Genomic DNA, 15,789 nt, shown 5'->3' with positions numbered 1-15,789 from the left:
TTGGAGAAACTGGTGGACGCACTTGGGCTCGAACCAAGGACCCGCTGATTAAGAGTCAGCTGCTCTACCAACTGAGCTATGCGTCCGTTCGTCACGCTCGTCAGGCCGTCCGGCGGCCCGCCTCGTGATCGGGAGGCGCGCCTTTAGCAGGCCTCCGCTACTTTGCAAATGCTTTTTGCCGATTTTTTGCCTTACCAGCGCGCCGGGCGACGATTTTCGCGGTCGATCGCCATCAGGATGCCCAGGCACAAGAGCACCGTCATCTGCGAGGATCCGCCATAGCTGACCAGCGGCAGGGGGATGCCGACCACGGGCGCCAGGCCCATGACCATCATCAGATTGACCATCACATAGATGAAGATCGTCGTGGACAGCCCCGCCGCCGCCAGCCGGGCAAAGCGCGTCTGCGCCGCCTGCGCGACGTTCAGGCCCCAGCGGATGACGAGGATGAAGGCCAGAATCAGGAAGCAGCCGCCGACCAGCCCCCATTCCTCGGCCATGGTCGCGAAGACGAAGTCGGTATGCCCCTCGGGCAGATAGTCGAGATGGCTCTGGGTGCCGTTCAGGAACCCCTTGCCCCAGATGCCGCCCGATCCGATCGCGATCTTGGACTGGCTGATATGATAGCCGGTACCCAGCGGATCGCTTTCCGGGTTCATGAAGATCAGCACGCGGTTGCGCTGATAATCGTGCAGCAGGAAGTTCACCGCCAGCGGCGCCGCGACCGCCAGTGCCATCGCTCCACCGATGAACAGGCGCAAGGGTACGCCCGCCAGGAACATGACCGTGGCACCACCCGCACAGATCATCAGCGCGGTGCCGAGGTCGGGCTGCTTCATGACGAGCGCGGCGGGCACGGCGACCATCGCCGCAACGGGCCATATGCCGGAGAAACGCCGTGTCTCGGCGGGGGGCATCAATTCGTAAAAGCGCGCCGCGCCCAGCACGATGAACAGCTTCATCAGCTCGGACGGCTGGAGGCGGATGAAGCCCACGTCCAGCCATCGTTGACTGCCCCCGCGCACCGCACCGAGCAGTTCGACCAGCACCAGGGCGACCACCAGTACCAGATAGCCCGGCATCGCGATCCGTCGCCACAGGTCGAGCGGCAGGCGCGACAGCACCAGCGATCCGGCCAGCAGGACGAAGAAGCGCACCCCCTGCGGCTTGGCCCAAGGGGTCAGCGAGCCGCCCGCTGCCGAATAGAGGACGACCAGCCCGAAACAGCCGATGGCGGTGACCAGCAGGATGACCCGCCAGGGCAGCTGCGCGATCGGTTCGGGGATGATGCGGGGGCCGCTCATGGATTGGGGTCGCCTGCGTCTTCGGGATCGGTTTCGCGCGTCGCCATCGCCTCGGCCTGGGCATCGGAGACGTTGGTCGCGGCCTCGACGGCGGGGGCGTCGGTCGCGGCGCCCGCATCGGTCTTGGTCGCGGCGGCAGCGGGCTGAGGGGCATGCGCCGCGCGGTAGGCGGCTTCCTCGGCGCGCATCCGGGTGGCGATGTCGCCGCCCCAGGTCAGCTCGCCTTCCGCCAGCGAGGCCAATGCCCGGTCGCGGTCGAACAGATAGGTCATGATGTCGCGCCCGATCAACGGCGCATCGAGATTGCGCACGGTATGGCCGTTATGCTCCAGCACGACGGCGGCGGCGTAGCGTGGATTGTCGGCGGGCGCGAAGCAGACGAGCAGCGCGTGATCGCGCAGCTTGAAGGGCAGTTGCCCGTTCTTCAGCACGCCCATGCGCCGCTCGGCCATGGTGATGCGGCGGACCTGCGCGGTGCCGGTCTTGGCCGCCAGGCTGACGCCGGGCACCAGCATCCGCGCCGCGCCGCCGGTGCCGCCCTGGTTGACCACGCCGAACATGGCGTCGCGCACGATCGCCAGATGCTCGGAAGCGACGGGCAGCGCAGGGGCGTCGAGATGAACCTGATGCGCGAGCATGCTGGGCTGGAGATGCCGCCCGGACGCCAGCCGCGCCGCCATCACCGCCAGTTGGAGCGGATTGGCCAGCACATAGCCCTGACCGATCGAGGCGTTCAGGCCGTCGGCGACGGTCCATTTCGTCTTGTATTTCTTTAGCTTCCAGGCCGCATCGGGCACCGTGCCGTAACGTTGCGTGCTAAGCGGCAGGTCGAATTTCTGGCCCAGCCCGACCATCCGCGCGATCGGTGCGATCCGGTCATAACCCATGCGCCGGATCATCTCGTAGAAATAGATGTCGCAGCTCTGCTCGATCGCGCCCTTCAGGTTCAGCGCGCCGTGCCCGCCCCGCTTGTGGCAGTGGAAGACGCCGGTGCCGACCCGCATCGCACCGGTGCAGAGCACCCGGTCGTTCGCCCCGACGCCCGCTTCCAGCAGCGCCAGGCCGTTCATCGGCTTGACCGTCGAGCCGGGCGGATACAGCCCCTGCGTGACCTTGTTCATCAAGGGCACATGGTCGTTTTCCGACAGCATCGACCATTCGAGATGGCTGATGCCGTCCGAAAAGCTGTTGGGGTCGTAGGCGGGCATCGACACCATCGCCAGCGTCTCACCGGTGCGGCAGTCGAGCACCACCGCCGACCCCGAATTGGTGCCCAGGCGACGGGCGGCATATTCCTGAAGCCCCGCATCAATGGTCAGGCGGATATTGCGGCCGGGCGTGTCGGGCCGGGTGGCAAGCTCGGCCACCACCTTGCCGCGTGCGGTGACCTCGACCCGCTTGGCGCCGGGCTTGCCGCGCAGATACGGCTCCAGCATCTTTTCCAGCCCGTCCTTACCCAGCTTGAAGCCAGGGGTGACGAGCAACTGGTCATGCGTCGCCTTGAATTGCTCGGCCGTCGGCGTGCCGACATAGCCGGTCAGATGCGCGACGGCGGGGCCAGCCGGATAGAAGCGGGCAAAGCCGCGCGTCGGCTGCACGCCGGGCAGTTCGGGCAGGCGGACGCTGACCGCCGCGAAGCGTTCCCAGTCCAGCCGCTCGGCGACCTGCACCGGCTGGAACCCGGCGGCATGTTCCAGGTCGAGGCGGATGCGGTTCATCGCCTCGTCGTCCAGCTTCAGGATCCGGCGGAGCAGTTCCAGCACCCGGTCCTTGTCCTCCAGCCGGTCGGGAATGATGTCGACGCGGAAGTCGGTCCGGTTGTTGGCGATGGGCATGCCATGCCGGTCGATCAGCCAGCCGCGACGCGGCGGGATCATCGTTGTGTTGACGCGGTTGCTCTCGGAGAGAAGGTTGTACTTTTCGTTCTGCGCGATCGACAGCCACGCCATCCGCCCGGCGAGCATCAGGCCGACGCCCGCCTGCGCCGTGCCCAGCACGAAGGCGCGACGCGAAAAGCTATAGGCCTGCGCGGCCTCGGTCATGATCCGGCCGGGGCGATCCATGCTCAGGCCCCTACCTCATTCCGGCCGCGTTTGCGATCGATCCACGCGACCAGGCGCGTCGCCATCGGGAACAGCAGGATGGTGATGGCGATCTGGATGAGCAGCGGCGCATCGACCTGCGCGCCGACCGGCACCGCCAGGAAGCGCCCGGCGATCAGGCAGAAGGCGATGGCGCCGCTGGCGATCAGCCAGTCCTGCCAGAAGTCGCGGAATACCAGCCGATGCTCGAACAGATCAATCGCCAGCGACGTCAGCGACCAGAGTAGAACGGCGGAGCCGAGCGGCTGCCCCGATACCAGGTCGTCGAACAGCCCAAGCGGCGCGGCCGCCCACAGGCGCAGCGCAAAACGCGCGACCAGCCGCCAGGCGAGCAGCATCAGCAAGCCCATTGGCGGCTGCAACGGCACGATCGCCACCACCGGCACGATGGCGGTCAGCGAACCGGCCATCACGGTCAGCCACGGCAGCGCACGGGCGCGGGCGGGGGGCAGTCCGGGGTCGAAAGGGTTATAGGCGTCGAGGGTCACGGCCGGGGTGCCGGCGCTGATGGCGGCATCGGCATGAAGGCGCGCTGAACGATCGCGAAATCCAGCGTGTCGGGATGAATGAAGGGACGCGCCACCGCGACGTCGCCGCCATCGGTGCGGACGCGTGCCACCGGGATGTTCGGGGCATAGAGCCCGCCGGTGCCGGAGGTCACGAACAGGTCGCCCTTGCCCAGCCGGACATTGGTCGCCACCGACCGGACGTCGAGCGTGCCGTCCCCACGCCCGACGGCGATGGCGGGCATGCCGTCCCGGGTACGCCGCACAGGCACGATGCTCTCGGGATCGGTCAGCAGCAGGACGCGCGCGGCGGCAGGTCCCGACTCGGTCACGCGCCCGATCAGTCCTTCCGGCCCGCGGACCGCCATGCCGAGCTCCACACCCTGCCAGCGGCCTGCGTTAAGCAGCGCGAAGCGGCGGCCGCTGGCGCCCGTCGAACTGACCAGCCGTGCCGTCACGACGGTATCGGGCGTACGGTCGCGCACCGCCAGCAGACGCCGCAGGCGGCGATTGTCATGGGCGATGGTCCGCGCCGTCAGCAGGATCTTACGCGACTGCTCCAGTTCGGCGCGCAGCCGGTCGTTTTCGGAATGGACGAAGAAATAATGGCCGATCGTGTCGGGCACGCTGCTCACCGCGTCCCCGATCGCGACGAACGTGCCCGAGATGGGCGCGGTCACGCTGCCCAGCGTCATGCGCAGGGCGGCAAAGGCGGGCGGGTTGAAGGTCGATGCGACAAGCAGCACCGCACCCACCACCGCACCCGCCACCGCGAGCACATAGGCCAGGAAAGCTCCATATTGCCGCCGTCGCGAGAAACCGGTGCGACGGTCGCGGGCGGGCGCCATGCGCCGGTCCCCTTATGCTGGAGGTTAGCCGTTCAGCAGGACGCCGCGATACATCGGGTCTTCCAGCGCGCGGCCGGTGCCCAGGGCGACGCAGGTCAGCGGGTCTTCCGCCACCGTCACCGGCAGGCCGGTCTCGTCCCGCAGCACCTCGTCCAGCCCTTCGAGCAGCGCGCCGCCGCCGGTCAGGACGATGCCCTGGTCGACGATGTCGGCGGCCAGTTCGGGCGCAGTGTTTTCCAGGGCGACACGGACGCCCTCGACGATGGTCGCGACCGGCTCGGACAGCGCTTCGGCGATCTGGCCCTGGTTGATCTGGATTTCCTTAGGCACCCCGTTGACGAGGTCGCGGCCCTTGATCTGGATCGTCACACCGATGCCGTCGGCCGGAGGACGCGCGATGCCGACTTCCTGCTTGATCCGCTCGGCAGTGGCTTCGCCGATCAGCAGGTTATGGTTGCGGCGGACATAGGATACGATGGACTCGTCCATCTTGTCGCCGCCGACGCGCACGCTGGTGGTATAGGCCAGGCCGCGCAGCGACAGGACGGCGACTTCGGTCGTGCCGCCGCCGATATCGACGACCATCGAGCCGATCGGCTCGGTCACGGGCATGTCGGCACCGATCGCGGCGGCCATCGGCTCCTCGATCAGGAAGACCTGGCTCGCACCCGCATTCGAGGCGGCGTCGCGGATCGCGCGGCGCTCGACCTTGGTCGAACCCGACGGCACGCAGATCACGATCTCGGGCCAGCGCGCGAACTTGCGGGGGCCGTGCACCTTCAGGATGAAGTGCTTGATCATCTGTTCGGCGACGTCGATGTCCGCGATCACGCCGTCGCGAAGCGGGCGGATCGCCTCGATATTGCCCGGGGTCTTGCCCATCATCAGCTTGGCGTCGTCACCGACCGCCTTCACGCGCTTGATACCGTTGATCGTCTCAACCGCGACGACGGACGGCTCGTTCAGCACGATGCCGCGTCCGCGGACATAGACCACGGTGTTCGCGGTGCCGAGGTCGATCGCCATGTCTTGCGACATGAATTTCAGGAAGCGGGGGAGAGGCATCGAGGCTTTCGTTCCGTCTGGTGGACCGGGTGGGCGCATTTCATATCCCGAACCGCCGCCAAGAGCCGTTACAGGCACCTGCACCGTCATTTGCGGGGTCGCGGGATGCCGTCGCTTGGGCTAGGGTTTGCCGCATGTCAATACGGCGTCTGCCTCCCCATCTCGTCAATCGTATCGCGGCCGGTGAAGTGGTGGAAAGGCCCGCCAGTGCGTTGAAGGAATTGGTCGAAAATTCAATCGATGCGGGGTCCAGCCGGATCGCGGTGACGATCGGGCAAGGGGGCATTGGCCGGATCGAGGTGGCCGATGACGGGTGCGGCATGTCGGCCGAGGATATGGCGCTGGCGCTGGAGAGGCACTGTACGTCCAAGCTGCCGGACGAAGCGATCGAATCGGTCCTGACGCTGGGGTTTCGCGGCGAAGCGCTGCCCTCGATCGCCAGCGTCGCACGGGTCACGATCGAAAGCCGACCGCCGGGCCGTGACGGGTGGAGCCGGGTGGTCGACAATGGCGAGGTGCTGCGCGACGGCCCCGCCGCCGTGCCGCCGGGGACCCGGATCGTGGTGGAGGACCTGTTCGCGCGGGTCCCGGCGCGGCGCAAGTTCCTGCGCTCGCCGCGTTCAGAATATGCCGCCTGCCTCGACATGGTGCGCCGCCTGGCGATGGCGCGGCCCGATATCGCCTTCACGCTGGAGCATGACGGGCGGCGCGTGCTGACCGTGCCGGGCGGCGAGGAACGACCGGGCCGCGTGGCTGGCCTGACCGACCGAGCGCTGGCGGAGAATTCGGTCGCGATCGACTGGGTGCGCGACACCGTGTCGCTGGGCGGGGTCGCTGGGCTGCCGACGTTCAACCGGGGTATCGCCGACCATCAATATCTGTTCGTCAATGGCCGGCCGGTCCGCGATCGCCTATTAATGGGCGCGATCCGAGGGGCTTATGCGGAGATGCTGCCACGGGATCGTCATGCGGTCGTGGCGCTCTTCCTCGACATGCCGCCTTCGGAAGTCGATGTGAACGTCCATCCGGCCAAGACAGAAGTGCGCTTTCGCGACCCCGCGCTGATCCGCGGCATGATCGTGTCGGGATTGCGTCGCGCGCTGGACGAAGCGGGGCATCGCAGCGTGCAGCGTCCGCCGGACTCGGCACTGGCCATGTGGCAGGCAGAGAGTGTCGCTGCGCCCGTGGCCGCCGCCCCGGTCGCCGATGACTGGGCATCGTCTGCGCCCGAGACGCGGGTAATGGAGCGCCAGTCGCTTTTCGCGCCGCGTCCCGGCTTTTCGGCGCCCCCGCCGCTCGCCCGTGCCGAAGCGGCTTTCGCTTCCCCGCCGGAGGTTCGCCAATATCCGATGGGCGTCGCGCGGGGGCAGGTCGCCAAGACCTATATCGTCGCGGAGGCGGAGGACGGCTTGGTCCTGGTCGATCAGCATGCCGCGCATGAACGGCTGGTGCTGGAGCGGATGCGTGCCGCGCTGACCGGCGGCCGGGTGGCGTCGCAGGCCATGCTCATCCCCGAAGTGGTCGAACTGGACGAACCCGCCTGCGACCGGCTGGAAGCGCGCGCCGAGGAACTGGCTGAATTCGGTCTCGACCTCGAACGCTTCGGTCCGACCGCGATGCTGGTCCGCTCGACGCCAGCACTCTTGGGGCAGAGCGATCCCAAGGGGCTGGTCACCGACCTGGCCGATGAACTCGCCGCCTTCAACCAGGCGCTATCCCTGCGCGAGCGGCTGGATCATGTCGCCGCGACCATGGCCTGTCACGGCTCGGTGCGCGCAGGCCGCATCCTGTCGGTCGCCGAGATGAATGCGCTGCTGCGCGAAATGGAAGTCACGCCGCATTCCGGCCAGTGCAACCATGGCCGCCCGACCTGGGTAAAATTGCAGCATGGCGATATAGAGAAGCTGTTCGGGCGGAAGTAAGACCGGCGAACGGCCTCTGTGCGACGCTGCCGGACGTCACGCCTATCCCGATGGATGGCATCATGGCCGTGACGCTTCTGGTCATGGTCTCCGCCTGCTCACCAGATTTGGACGTGATGGTATCTTTCTGTTTCGGCATTGGGTCGAGGATTTGAAGCGGTCGAACCGTCAGGGAAGCCGCCACGCCGGAGGGCATTCGTTGAAATCACCCCAGAAATAATATCGATCCCGTCGCCGATCATAGGAAGCCAAGCTCCACTGCGGCGGATCGGGCCATCCGAACCAGTCTCGGTCGATCAGATACAAGGTCTCGTCGCCATGATCCGCGACAAAGCCTGTCCCGGTCTTGTTCGCCCAGTCGAAATCATCGCCCAGCAGGGCGCATGGTGGCCAATCCTCCACGGCAGCGAACCGCCATAGCAGGGGCCAATCGGCACGCAGGCGGAATCCCGCCCTTCTTCGCCAGATATGGACGAAGGGGAGTGCCCAGCGATCGGTCTTCGATATCATGAAGCCTTCCTGCCATGGCGCGCCGTTTCAAAATCGTCCTGATCCAGTTTACACACCTCTTGTTCTGGCGATGAACCGAGCCCATTGGGCGATGAGTTGAGATTTTTTACGTTTCAGCGTTCACCGTAACGAAACTTTTGCACTTCGCGGTGTATTTACTGGTCCATTGGACAGACAGGCAGTTTTACCATGAAACATATCATGCCGCTCATTTTCGCTTTGATCCCGCTGGCCGCCGTGGTCAGCGCCTGCGTGGCCTGTCCGTAACGTCGTTCTGCGCGGCCAGCGTGCCGTGCACCATGGTGTCGTCCCCAAGACGCAAAAAAGGGCCGCCCGGACATGCCGGACGGCCCTTCTTTTTTCGGCGGAAGGCCGAAGCGCTGGGGATTAGCCCTGCGCTTCTTCCTGCTCCGGCTGAACCTCGGCGGTGGCGCCCGGCTCAGCGTTGGGATCGTAATCCTCGGTGAAGCCGGCTTCGTCACGCTCGAACATCGAGGCCATGACGTCGACGCCCTGCGCCTGCATCTCGGCTTCTTCCGGCGAGCGGGCGACGTTGACCTTGACGGTCACGGCCACTTCCGGGTGAAGCGCGACGCGCACGTCGTACAGGCCGATCGCCTTGATCGGACGGTCGAGCACGATCTGGCTCTTGTTCACCTTGTGGCCGTCGGCGACCAGCGCCTCGACCAGGTCACGCACCGCGACCGAGCCGTACAGCTGGCCGACGTTCGACGCCTGACGGATCAGGGTGACGGTGGCGTTCTCGAAGGTCTTCGATTCGACCTCAGCCTCGGCGCGACGGTTCGCGTTCTCGGCTTCGATGCGGGCGCGGTTGGCCTCGAACACCTTCTTGTTGGCTTCGTTGGCGCGCAGCGCCTTCTTGCGCGGCAGCAGGAAGTTACGGGCATAGCCGTCCTTCACCGAAACCACGTCGCCGATGGCGCCGAGCTTCTCGACGCGCTCAAGCAGAATAACGTTCATCTGTAAGACCCCTTACTTCACGACGTAGGGCAGGAGGCCCAGATGACGCGCGCGCTTGATCGCCTGGGCGAGTTCGCGCTGCTTCTTGGCCGACACGCTGGTGATGCGCGACGGCACGATCTTGCCGCGCTCGGACACGAAGCCCTGCAGCAGACGGACGTCCTTATAGTCGATCCGGGGCGCGTCCTTCGCGGAGAAGGGGCAGCTCTTGCGGCGACGGAAAAACGGGCGGGCCATTATGCGGCTTCCTCTTCACGATCACGACGGGGGCGGTCAGCGCGGTCGGGGCGTTCGCCACGATCGGCACGACGCTCGCGGTCGCGCTCCTGCTTGCGCATCATCACCGACGGACCTTCTTCATGGCCGTCAACCTTGACGGTCATGTAGCGGATCACGTCTTCGTTGATCTGGGTCTGGCGCTCCAGCTCGGCGACGACACCGGCGGGGGCGTCGATTTCGAGCATGACGTAATGCGCCTTGCGGTTCTTGGCGATCTTGTACGCCAGCGAACGCAGGCCCCAGGTCTCGGTCTTCACGACCTTGCCCTGATTGTCCTCGACGATCTTCGTGGCGGCTTCCGCCAGCGCGTCCACCTGCGCCTGTGCCAGATCCTGGCGCGCAAGGAACACGTGCTCGTAAAGAGCCATGCAGCTTACCTTATGTTGGCCGATCGCTGATGCCCACCCCATGTGGGACACCCCTCCGGCTGTCTTCCATACTTCAATACCGTCACGCCAAAATGGCATGAGGGCGGGTGAAGCAGGTGCTTCCCGCCCAATGGTGCGCTGGCTCATAGCGATTTGGCGGCAAAAGGCAAGCGGCGAAGGGCCCCGGACTTGCCAGCGGCGGGCGACCTTTCTACCGCGCGGGCCATCCTATTACTGTTTCATGGCAGAACCAACATGCGTGCATTCATCTTTCCGGGCCAGGGCAGCCAGGCCGTCGGCATGGGCAAGGCGCTGGCCGAGGCGAGCCCCGTCGCTCGCGAGGTGTTCCAGGAGGTCGACGAGGCACTGGGCCAGCATCTCTATCGCCTGATGGTCGAGGGACCCGCCGATGAGCTGACCCTGACCGAGAATGCGCAACCCGCGATCATGGCGAACGCCATCGCGACCCTGCGCGTGCTGGAGAAGGAAGGCGGCGTGCGGCTGTCCGAGAAGGCCGACTTCGTCGCGGGCCACTCGCTCGGTGAATATACTGCGCTGTGCGCGGCCGATGCGATCGACGTGCCGACGACGGCGCGCTTGTTAAAGCTGCGCGGCCGGGCGATGCAGGCGGCGGTGCCGGTGGGTGAGGGCGCGATGGCCGCGCTGCTCGGCGCGGATCTGGAAAAGGCCAAGACGATTGCCGGTGCGGCGGTCGATGCGATCCTGGCCGAGGGCGGCGAGGAACTGGTCTGCACGGTCGCCAATGACAATGATCCGAGCCAGGTCGTGATCTCCGGCCACCGAGCGGCGATCGAGAAGGCGGTGGCGCTGGCCAAAGATCTGGGTGCCAAGCGCGCGGTCCTGCTGCCGGTGTCGGCGCCGTTCCACTGCCCGCTGATGCAGCCCGCCGCCGATGCGATGGACGCCGCGCTGGCCGAGGCGACGATCCGCGCGCCGCTGGTGCCGGTCTATGCCAATGTCGAGGCGGCCCCCGTCGCCGATCCCGGCGCGATCCGCGCGCTGCTGGTCGCGCAGGTGACGGGCATGGTCCGCTGGCGCGAATCGGTTCTGGCGATGCAGGATGCGGGCGTGACGCAGTGCGTCGAGTTCGGCGGCAAGGTGCTCGGCCCCATGGTCAAGCGTATCGCCCCCGACGTCGATGCGGTCAGCGTCGTGACCATGGACGATATCGAGGGGCTGCTGGCGAAGCTTTGATTTGGTTCACGCGAAGGCGCGAGGACGCGAAGATGACAGACATTGAAACTATAGCGTTTGATGTGATCGATCTTTCCTTGCGCCTTCATCGTGAACTGGGGCCTGGATTGCTAGAGAGTGTGTACGAGACGATCCTAGCAGCCAAGTTGGGCAGCATGGGATATCATGTCGCACGGCAGCGAGCCGTCAATTTCACTTTTGATGGGCTGCAGTTTGACGGAGCCTTTCGCATCGACCTGTTGATCGAAGAGAGGCTGCTCGTTGAGATCAAATCTGTTGAGCGGTTGAACGCCGCTCATGCAAAACAACTGCTCACCTATCTGCGCCTGACTAAGCAGCCACTTGGGCTGCTTATCAATTTCGGCGGTGCAACCTTGAAGGAAGGACTCCGCCGCATCGTCAACGACTACACGCCCATCGCGTCTTCGCGGCTTCGCGTGAACCAAAGAATCGGAGAATAAGCATGTTCGACCTGACAGGAATGACCGCCCTCGTGACCGGTGCATCGGGTGGTCTTGGCTCGGCGGTGGCCAGGGCGCTGGCGGCGCAGGGGGCGAAGCTGGCGCTGTCCGGCTCCAATATCGACAAGCTGGAGGCGTTTCGTAGCCAGCTGGGCGGCGATCATGTCGCGGTGCCGTGCAACCTGTCCGACCCCGCCGCGGTCGATGCGCTCATCCCGCAGGCGGTCGAGGCGCTGGGCGGCAAGCTCGACATCCTGGTCAACAACGCAGGCGTCACCCGCGACAACCTGACCATGCGGATGAAGGACGAGGAGTGGGACCAGGTCATCAGCGTCAACCTGGAGGCGACCTTCCGCCTAATCCGCGCCGCCGCCAAGCCGATGATGAAGGCGCGCTTCGGCCGCATCATCTCGATCACCTCGATCGTCGGCGCGACCGGCAATCCCGGCCAGGCCAATTATGCCGCGTCCAAGGCGGGCATCGTCGGCATGTCGAAGGCGGTGGCGCAGGAACTGGCCAGCCGCAACGTCACCGTCAACTGCGTCGCCCCCGGCTTCATGCGCTCGGCGATGACCGACGTGCTGCCCGAGGCGCAGAAGGCCGCGCTGCTCGGCAAGATCCCGGCGGGCGATCTGGGCAAGGGCGAGGATATCGGTGCCGCCGTCGTCTATCTGGCGTCGAAGGAAGCGGGCTATGTCACCGGCCAGACGCTGCACGTGAACGGCGGCATGGCGATGCTGTAAAAGGCATATTTGCCACGAATGACCTTATCCTGGCCCAAGTCCGTCGCTGGACGGGCTTGCCAGACTAGGGCGCGCGTTCTACGTGCGTTCAGGAAGTATCAACCCCCGATGAATTACGAGAAGGGATTACCATGAGCGAGACCGCCGACCGCGTGAAGAAGATCGTCGTCGAGCATCTCGGCGTCGAAGCCGACAAGGTGACCGAGGACGCGAGCTTCATCGACGACCTCGGTGCCGACAGCCTCGACATCGTCGAGCTCGTCATGGCGTTCGAGGAAGAGTTCGGTGTCGAAATCCCGGACGATGCCGCCGAGAAGATCACGACCGTCAAGGACGCGATCACCTATATCGACGAGAACAAGGCCTAATACCGGGGCCTCGGCCCGCATGATCTGCGGGCCGAACGGGTCGCAAGACCAGGTTTCAAGCGGCTCCCCGACCCCGACTAGCGGGCGGGGAGCCGTTTTCGTTTGGGAATGGAGTGGAATATGCGGCGCGTCGTCGTAACCGGACTGGGTCTTGTCACGCCTCTGGGCGCGGACGTGGAAACCGCCTGGGCCAATCTGATCGCTGGCAAGTCCGGCGCCGGTCCGATCACGCGGTTCGATACCACGGGCCAGAAATGCACCATCGCGTGCGAGGTGAAGCCCAAGGACCATGAATATGGCTTCGACCCCGACAAGCGCGTCGACCACAAGGTCCAGCGCCAGGTCGATCCTTTCATCGTCTATGGCATCGACGCCGCCGGTCAGGCGCTGGAAGATGCCGGTCTGACCGAGATGGACGAAGAGATGCGTCTGCGCGCGGGCGTGTCGATCGGCTCGGGCATCGGCGGTCTGCCGGGCATCGAGATCGAATCGGTCAACCTGCACGAGCGCGGCCCCGGCCGGGTCAGCCCGCACTTCGTCCATGGCCGCCTGATCAATCTGATTTCCGGCCAGGTCAGCATCAAATACGGCCTAATGGGCCCGAACCATGCGGTCGTCACCGCCTGCTCGACCGGCGCGCATTCGATCGGCGATGCGGCGCGCATGATCCGCGACGACGATGCCGACATCATGCTGGCGGGCGGTGCGGAAAGCACGATCAACCCGCTCGGCGTCGCTGGCTTCGCCCAGGCACGCGCGCTCAACATGAGCATGAACGACCGTCCGACCGAAGCCAGCCGCCCCTATGACAAGGGCCGCGACGGCTTCGTGATGGGCGAGGGCGCGGGCGTCGTCGTGCTCGAGGAATATGAGCACGCCAAGGCGCGTGGGGCGAAAATCTATGCCGAGGTCGTCGGTTACGGTCTGTCGGGCGATGCCTATCACGTCACCGCGCCGCATCCCGAGGGCAAGGGCGCCGAGAATGCGATGCGCATGGCGCTGCGCAAGGCGGGCATGGAGCCGTCGGACATCGATTACATCAACGCGCATGGCACCTCGACCATGGCCGACACGATCGAACTGGCCGCGGCCAAGCGCGTGTTTGGCGACGACCTGTCGGGGGCGTCCATGTCGAGCACCAAGTCGGCGATCGGCCATCTGCTGGGCGGGGCCGGAGCGGTCGAGAGCATCTTCTGCATCCTCGCGCTGCGCGACCAGATCGTGCCGCCGACGCTGAACCTCGACAATCCGGATGAGGGCACCGAGGGCGTCGATCTTGTGCCGCACACGGCCAAGAAGCGCGAAGTGAAGGCGGTGCTGAACAATTCGTTCGGCTTCGGCGGCACCAATGCTTCGCTGGTGATGAAGGCGATCTAATTCGCCCGAACCCCAACTTCCGTTCAGCCTGAGCCCTTCGGCTGGCTGGCACGCCAGCCGCTCAGGATAGACTTCGGTGCATAGCGCCGAAGTCGAAGGCCACGGGATGCGGGGCGAGTTCGCGTGCACTTCGACTTCGCGCAGTGCGAACAGAGCGCGGGCTTATCTAAGAAAACCCCGGCCGCCGTCGGGTCCGCTTGCAAAACGGTCAAGCCCGCGCCATCGGGCGGCCAGCAAAGCGGACCCGGATCGGTGCCGGGGTTGTTCCATGTTCGGGGCACTGCGCCCTCGTCAAAAACCGGGTGAAATATGCGCAAGGTCGGCTGTATCGGGTTGCTGCTGGGGCTGATCGGCATCGCCGTGTTCGCATGGGTCGTACATGACTGGGCGGGCAGCGGTCCGGCGGACAAGCCGCTCGCGGTCGTCGTGCCCGAGGGGGCGAGCCTGGCGCGTGCCGCCAATGAACTGCAAAAGGCAGGTGCGATCCGTTCGGCCAGTCGCTTTCGCCTGTACGCACGGGTCTTCGGTGATGGCGGGGCGATCAAGGCGGGCGAATATGCCATCCCCGAACATGCCAGCGCGCATGATGTCCTGACCCTGCTCCAGGAGGGCAAGGTCCGCCAGCGGCTGGTGCCGGTGCCCGAGGGTTATCCCTCGGTCCTCGTCCATGACGCCTTGATGCGGGCCGATGGCCTGACCGGCGATGTGCCCGTTCCCGCCGAGGGTTCGGTCCTGCCCGACAGCTATGCCTATCAGAAGGGCGATACCCGTGCCGCGATCGTCGCGCGGATGCAGAAGGCGATGAAGACCTATCTGGCCCAGGCCTGGGCCGACCGGAAGCCGGGCATCGCGGTCAAGTCGCCGCAGGAAGCGATCATCCTCGCCTCGATCGTTGAGAAGGAAACCGGCAAGCCGTCCGAACGGCGGACGGTCGCGGCGGTCTATGGCAATCGTCTGCGCATCGGCATGCCGCTTCAGGCCGATCCGACCGTGATCTATCCGATTACCAAGGGACGTCCGCTCGGCCGCCGGATCCTACGGTCCGAGCTTCACGCCAAGAACGGCTACAACACCTATGCCAGCCCCGGCCTGCCGGTCGGGCCGATCGCCAATCCGGGGCGGGCCTCGATCGACGCGGTGCTGAACCCGGCGGACAGCAAGGCGCTGTATTTCGTGGCGGACGGATCGGGCGGCCATGTGTTCGCCGACACGCTGGCCGAGCATAATGCCAATGTGCAGAAATGGTACGCGATCCGCCGCCAGCGCGGCGAGATGTGACGATCAGCGCGCCTCTTGCCTGAGGCGCTGGGAAAGTTTGCGTTGTGACGACGACGCATAGGCGCGGCAAGCGCCCGGCGTCGTCAGGAACCGGCTGGTCCCGCCGTCCTGATCGGCATGGGCGGTGATCAGAATGTCGCAGGGCAGGGCGCGCATCGCCGCCTGACCGCGTGCGAAGGCCGCCACCACCGCCTTGTTCGTCGGGGCGGAGAAGCGATAATCGTCGGTCGATACCGGGTTCAGGCTGGCGGCGAAGACGATCGCCTTGCACCGCCGGCCTTCGCAGGCGCGCCAACTCCAACTCGTGCTGCCCATGGTATGGCCCGGCGTCGCCCGCGCGGTGACGATCGTGTTGCCCAGGGTCAGTCGTGCACAGCGACATCGCAGTTGAAGGGTCAGCGACATCGTAGATGACGTGTGGGGGGAAGCGGAGGCCGGGCGTAGCCCGGACGTAGCTTCCCC

At 65.8% G+C, this 15,789-nt stretch carries 17 protein-coding genes and 1 tRNA gene; 7 read left to right on the top strand and 11 right to left on the bottom strand.

The genetic code is table 11. The features are described 5' to 3' along the window. Positions 1 to 10: 10 nt before the first annotated feature. From GGQ89_RS16905 to GGQ89_RS16880, 6 genes are all read right to left on the bottom strand, one after another. Positions 11 to 86: transfer RNA gene (locus GGQ89_RS16905), tRNA-Lys, on the bottom strand. A 105-nt stretch (positions 87 to 191) separates the two neighbouring features. Continuing rightward, positions 192 to 1,304 (bottom strand): rod shape-determining protein RodA, encoded by a 1,113-nt coding sequence (gene rodA / locus GGQ89_RS16900; protein ID WP_184106540.1) that lies wholly within the window; start codon positions 1,302 to 1,304, stop codon positions 192 to 194. Beyond that, positions 1,301 to 3,367 carry a penicillin-binding protein 2 gene (gene mrdA / locus GGQ89_RS16895; RefSeq protein ID WP_184106539.1) on the bottom strand — a complete coding sequence of 689 codons (2,067 nt, stop codon included), beginning with the start codon at positions 3,365 to 3,367 and terminating at the stop codon, positions 1,301 to 1,303. The genes rodA and mrdA overlap by 4 nt, the downstream gene beginning before the upstream one ends. A gap of 2 nt (positions 3,368 to 3,369) precedes the next feature. Further along, positions 3,370 to 3,894, bottom strand: coding sequence for a rod shape-determining protein MreD (locus GGQ89_RS16890; protein WP_184106538.1), 525 nt, complete (start codon positions 3,892 to 3,894; stop codon positions 3,370 to 3,372). Then, positions 3,891 to 4,760: a rod shape-determining protein MreC gene (locus GGQ89_RS16885; RefSeq protein ID WP_184106537.1), complete on the bottom strand. Its 870-nt coding sequence runs from the start codon at positions 4,758 to 4,760 to the stop codon at positions 3,891 to 3,893. Before GGQ89_RS16885 ends, GGQ89_RS16890 begins: the two co-directional genes overlap by 4 nt. A gap of 24 nt (positions 4,761 to 4,784) precedes the next feature. Next, a complete protein-coding gene (locus GGQ89_RS16880) occupies positions 4,785 to 5,825 on the bottom strand; it encodes a rod shape-determining protein (RefSeq protein WP_042482832.1) in 1,041 nt (346 codons plus the stop codon). A 134-nt stretch (positions 5,826 to 5,959) separates the two neighbouring features. Between GGQ89_RS16880 and mutL the strand changes: the two genes are divergently transcribed. Further along, positions 5,960 to 7,747, top strand: coding sequence for a DNA mismatch repair endonuclease MutL (mutL, locus tag GGQ89_RS16875; RefSeq protein WP_184106536.1), 1,788 nt, complete (start codon positions 5,960 to 5,962; stop codon positions 7,745 to 7,747). A 168-nt stretch (positions 7,748 to 7,915) separates the two neighbouring features. Here mutL and GGQ89_RS16870 read toward each other — a convergent pair whose 3' ends face one another. The 4 genes from GGQ89_RS16870 to rpsF all read right to left on the bottom strand — a co-directional run bounded on the left by GGQ89_RS16870 (position 7,916) and on the right by rpsF (position 9,885). Continuing rightward, positions 7,916 to 8,257, bottom strand: a complete 342-nt coding sequence (locus GGQ89_RS16870; protein ID WP_184106535.1) for a hypothetical protein — start codon at positions 8,255 to 8,257, stop codon at positions 7,916 to 7,918. 387 nt (positions 8,258 to 8,644) lie between these two features. After that, entirely contained in the window at positions 8,645 to 9,238 is a 594-nt protein-coding gene (gene rplI / locus GGQ89_RS16865; protein ID WP_056437565.1) for a 50S ribosomal protein L9, read from the bottom strand. A 12-nt stretch (positions 9,239 to 9,250) separates the two neighbouring features. Further along, positions 9,251 to 9,475 carry a 30S ribosomal protein S18 gene (gene rpsR / locus GGQ89_RS16860; protein WP_007403456.1) on the bottom strand — a complete coding sequence of 75 codons (225 nt, stop codon included), beginning with the start codon at positions 9,473 to 9,475 and terminating at the stop codon, positions 9,251 to 9,253. Continuing rightward, the gene (rpsF, locus tag GGQ89_RS16855; protein WP_037567458.1) at positions 9,475 to 9,885 is read right to left on the bottom strand and encodes a 30S ribosomal protein S6; all 411 of its coding nucleotides are present in this window, start codon (positions 9,883 to 9,885) and stop codon (positions 9,475 to 9,477) included. Before rpsF ends, rpsR begins: the two co-directional genes overlap by 1 nt. Positions 9,886 to 10,140: 255 nt before the next feature. Here rpsF and fabD point away from each other — a divergent pair, with 255 nt between their 5' ends. The 6 genes from fabD to mltG all read left to right on the top strand — a co-directional run bounded on the left by fabD (position 10,141) and on the right by mltG (position 15,327). Further along, a complete protein-coding gene (gene fabD, locus GGQ89_RS16850; protein ID WP_184106534.1) occupies positions 10,141 to 11,100 on the top strand; it encodes an ACP S-malonyltransferase in 960 nt (319 codons plus the stop codon). Between the two features lie 32 nt (positions 11,101 to 11,132). Further along, the gene (locus tag GGQ89_RS16845) at positions 11,133 to 11,561 is read left to right on the top strand and encodes a GxxExxY protein (protein ID WP_184106533.1); all 429 of its coding nucleotides are present in this window, start codon (positions 11,133 to 11,135) and stop codon (positions 11,559 to 11,561) included. A 2-nt stretch (positions 11,562 to 11,563) separates the two neighbouring features. Further along, positions 11,564 to 12,304 (top strand): 3-oxoacyl-[acyl-carrier-protein] reductase, encoded by a 741-nt coding sequence (gene fabG / locus GGQ89_RS16840; protein WP_184106532.1) that lies wholly within the window; start codon positions 11,564 to 11,566, stop codon positions 12,302 to 12,304. Between the two features lie 131 nt (positions 12,305 to 12,435). Then, the gene (locus GGQ89_RS16835; protein ID WP_007403554.1) at positions 12,436 to 12,672 is read left to right on the top strand and encodes an acyl carrier protein; all 237 of its coding nucleotides are present in this window, start codon (positions 12,436 to 12,438) and stop codon (positions 12,670 to 12,672) included. A gap of 120 nt (positions 12,673 to 12,792) precedes the next feature. Then, a complete protein-coding gene (fabF, locus tag GGQ89_RS16830) occupies positions 12,793 to 14,049 on the top strand; it encodes a beta-ketoacyl-ACP synthase II (RefSeq protein WP_056438398.1) in 1,257 nt (418 codons plus the stop codon). A 309-nt stretch (positions 14,050 to 14,358) separates the two neighbouring features. Next, on the top strand, positions 14,359 to 15,327 hold the full coding sequence (mltG, locus tag GGQ89_RS16825; RefSeq protein ID WP_184106531.1) for an endolytic transglycosylase MltG: 969 nt from the start codon (positions 14,359 to 14,361) through the stop codon (positions 15,325 to 15,327). A 3-nt stretch (positions 15,328 to 15,330) separates the two neighbouring features. Here mltG and GGQ89_RS16820 read toward each other — a convergent pair whose 3' ends face one another. After that, complete coding sequence (locus GGQ89_RS16820; protein ID WP_240456325.1) at positions 15,331 to 15,732, bottom strand: MBL fold metallo-hydrolase; 402 nt, start codon at positions 15,730 to 15,732, stop codon at positions 15,331 to 15,333. Positions 15,733 to 15,789: the final 57 nt, after the last annotated feature.

Source organism: Sphingomonas yabuuchiae, from assembly GCF_014199595.1.
GTDB lineage: Bacteria > Pseudomonadota > Alphaproteobacteria > Sphingomonadales > Sphingomonadaceae > Sphingomonas > Sphingomonas yabuuchiae.
The sequence above is the reverse complement of the archived record's forward strand: the minus strand, read 5'-3'. Positions and strand labels throughout refer to the sequence as shown.

Bases quoted from the DNA above. Each gene is read 5' to 3' on its own strand.
- fabD (WP_184106534.1), top strand. From the start codon at position 10,141: ATGCGTGCATTCATCTTTCCGGGCCAGGGCAGCCAGGCCGTCGGCATG.
- fabG (WP_184106532.1), top strand. From the start codon at position 11,564: ATGTTCGACCTGACAGGAATGACCGCCCTCGTGACCGGTGCATCGGGT.
- GGQ89_RS16820 (WP_240456325.1), bottom strand. From the start codon at position 15,732: ATGTCGCTGACCCTTCAACTGCGATGTCGCTGTGCACGACTGACCCTG.
- fabF (WP_056438398.1), top strand. From the start codon at position 12,793: ATGCGGCGCGTCGTCGTAACCGGACTGGGTCTTGTCACGCCTCTGGGC.
- mutL (WP_184106536.1), top strand. From the start codon at position 5,960: ATGTCAATACGGCGTCTGCCTCCCCATCTCGTCAATCGTATCGCGGCC.
- mrdA (WP_184106539.1), bottom strand. From the start codon at position 3,367: ATGGATCGCCCCGGCCGGATCATGACCGAGGCCGCGCAGGCCTATAGC.
- GGQ89_RS16845 (WP_184106533.1), top strand. From the start codon at position 11,133: ATGACAGACATTGAAACTATAGCGTTTGATGTGATCGATCTTTCCTTG.
- GGQ89_RS16880 (WP_042482832.1), bottom strand. From the start codon at position 5,825: ATGCCTCTCCCCCGCTTCCTGAAATTCATGTCGCAAGACATGGCGATC.
- GGQ89_RS16885 (WP_184106537.1), bottom strand. From the start codon at position 4,760: ATGGCGCCCGCCCGCGACCGTCGCACCGGTTTCTCGCGACGGCGGCAA.
- GGQ89_RS16835 (WP_007403554.1), top strand. From the start codon at position 12,436: ATGAGCGAGACCGCCGACCGCGTGAAGAAGATCGTCGTCGAGCATCTC.
- rpsR (WP_007403456.1), bottom strand. From the start codon at position 9,475: ATGGCCCGCCCGTTTTTCCGTCGCCGCAAGAGCTGCCCCTTCTCCGCG.
- mltG (WP_184106531.1), top strand. From the start codon at position 14,359: ATGCGCAAGGTCGGCTGTATCGGGTTGCTGCTGGGGCTGATCGGCATC.
- rodA (WP_184106540.1), bottom strand. From the start codon at position 1,304: ATGAGCGGCCCCCGCATCATCCCCGAACCGATCGCGCAGCTGCCCTGG.
- GGQ89_RS16870 (WP_184106535.1), bottom strand. From the start codon at position 8,257: ATGATATCGAAGACCGATCGCTGGGCACTCCCCTTCGTCCATATCTGG.
- rpsF (WP_037567458.1), bottom strand. From the start codon at position 9,885: ATGGCTCTTTACGAGCACGTGTTCCTTGCGCGCCAGGATCTGGCACAG.
- rplI (WP_056437565.1), bottom strand. From the start codon at position 9,238: ATGAACGTTATTCTGCTTGAGCGCGTCGAGAAGCTCGGCGCCATCGGC.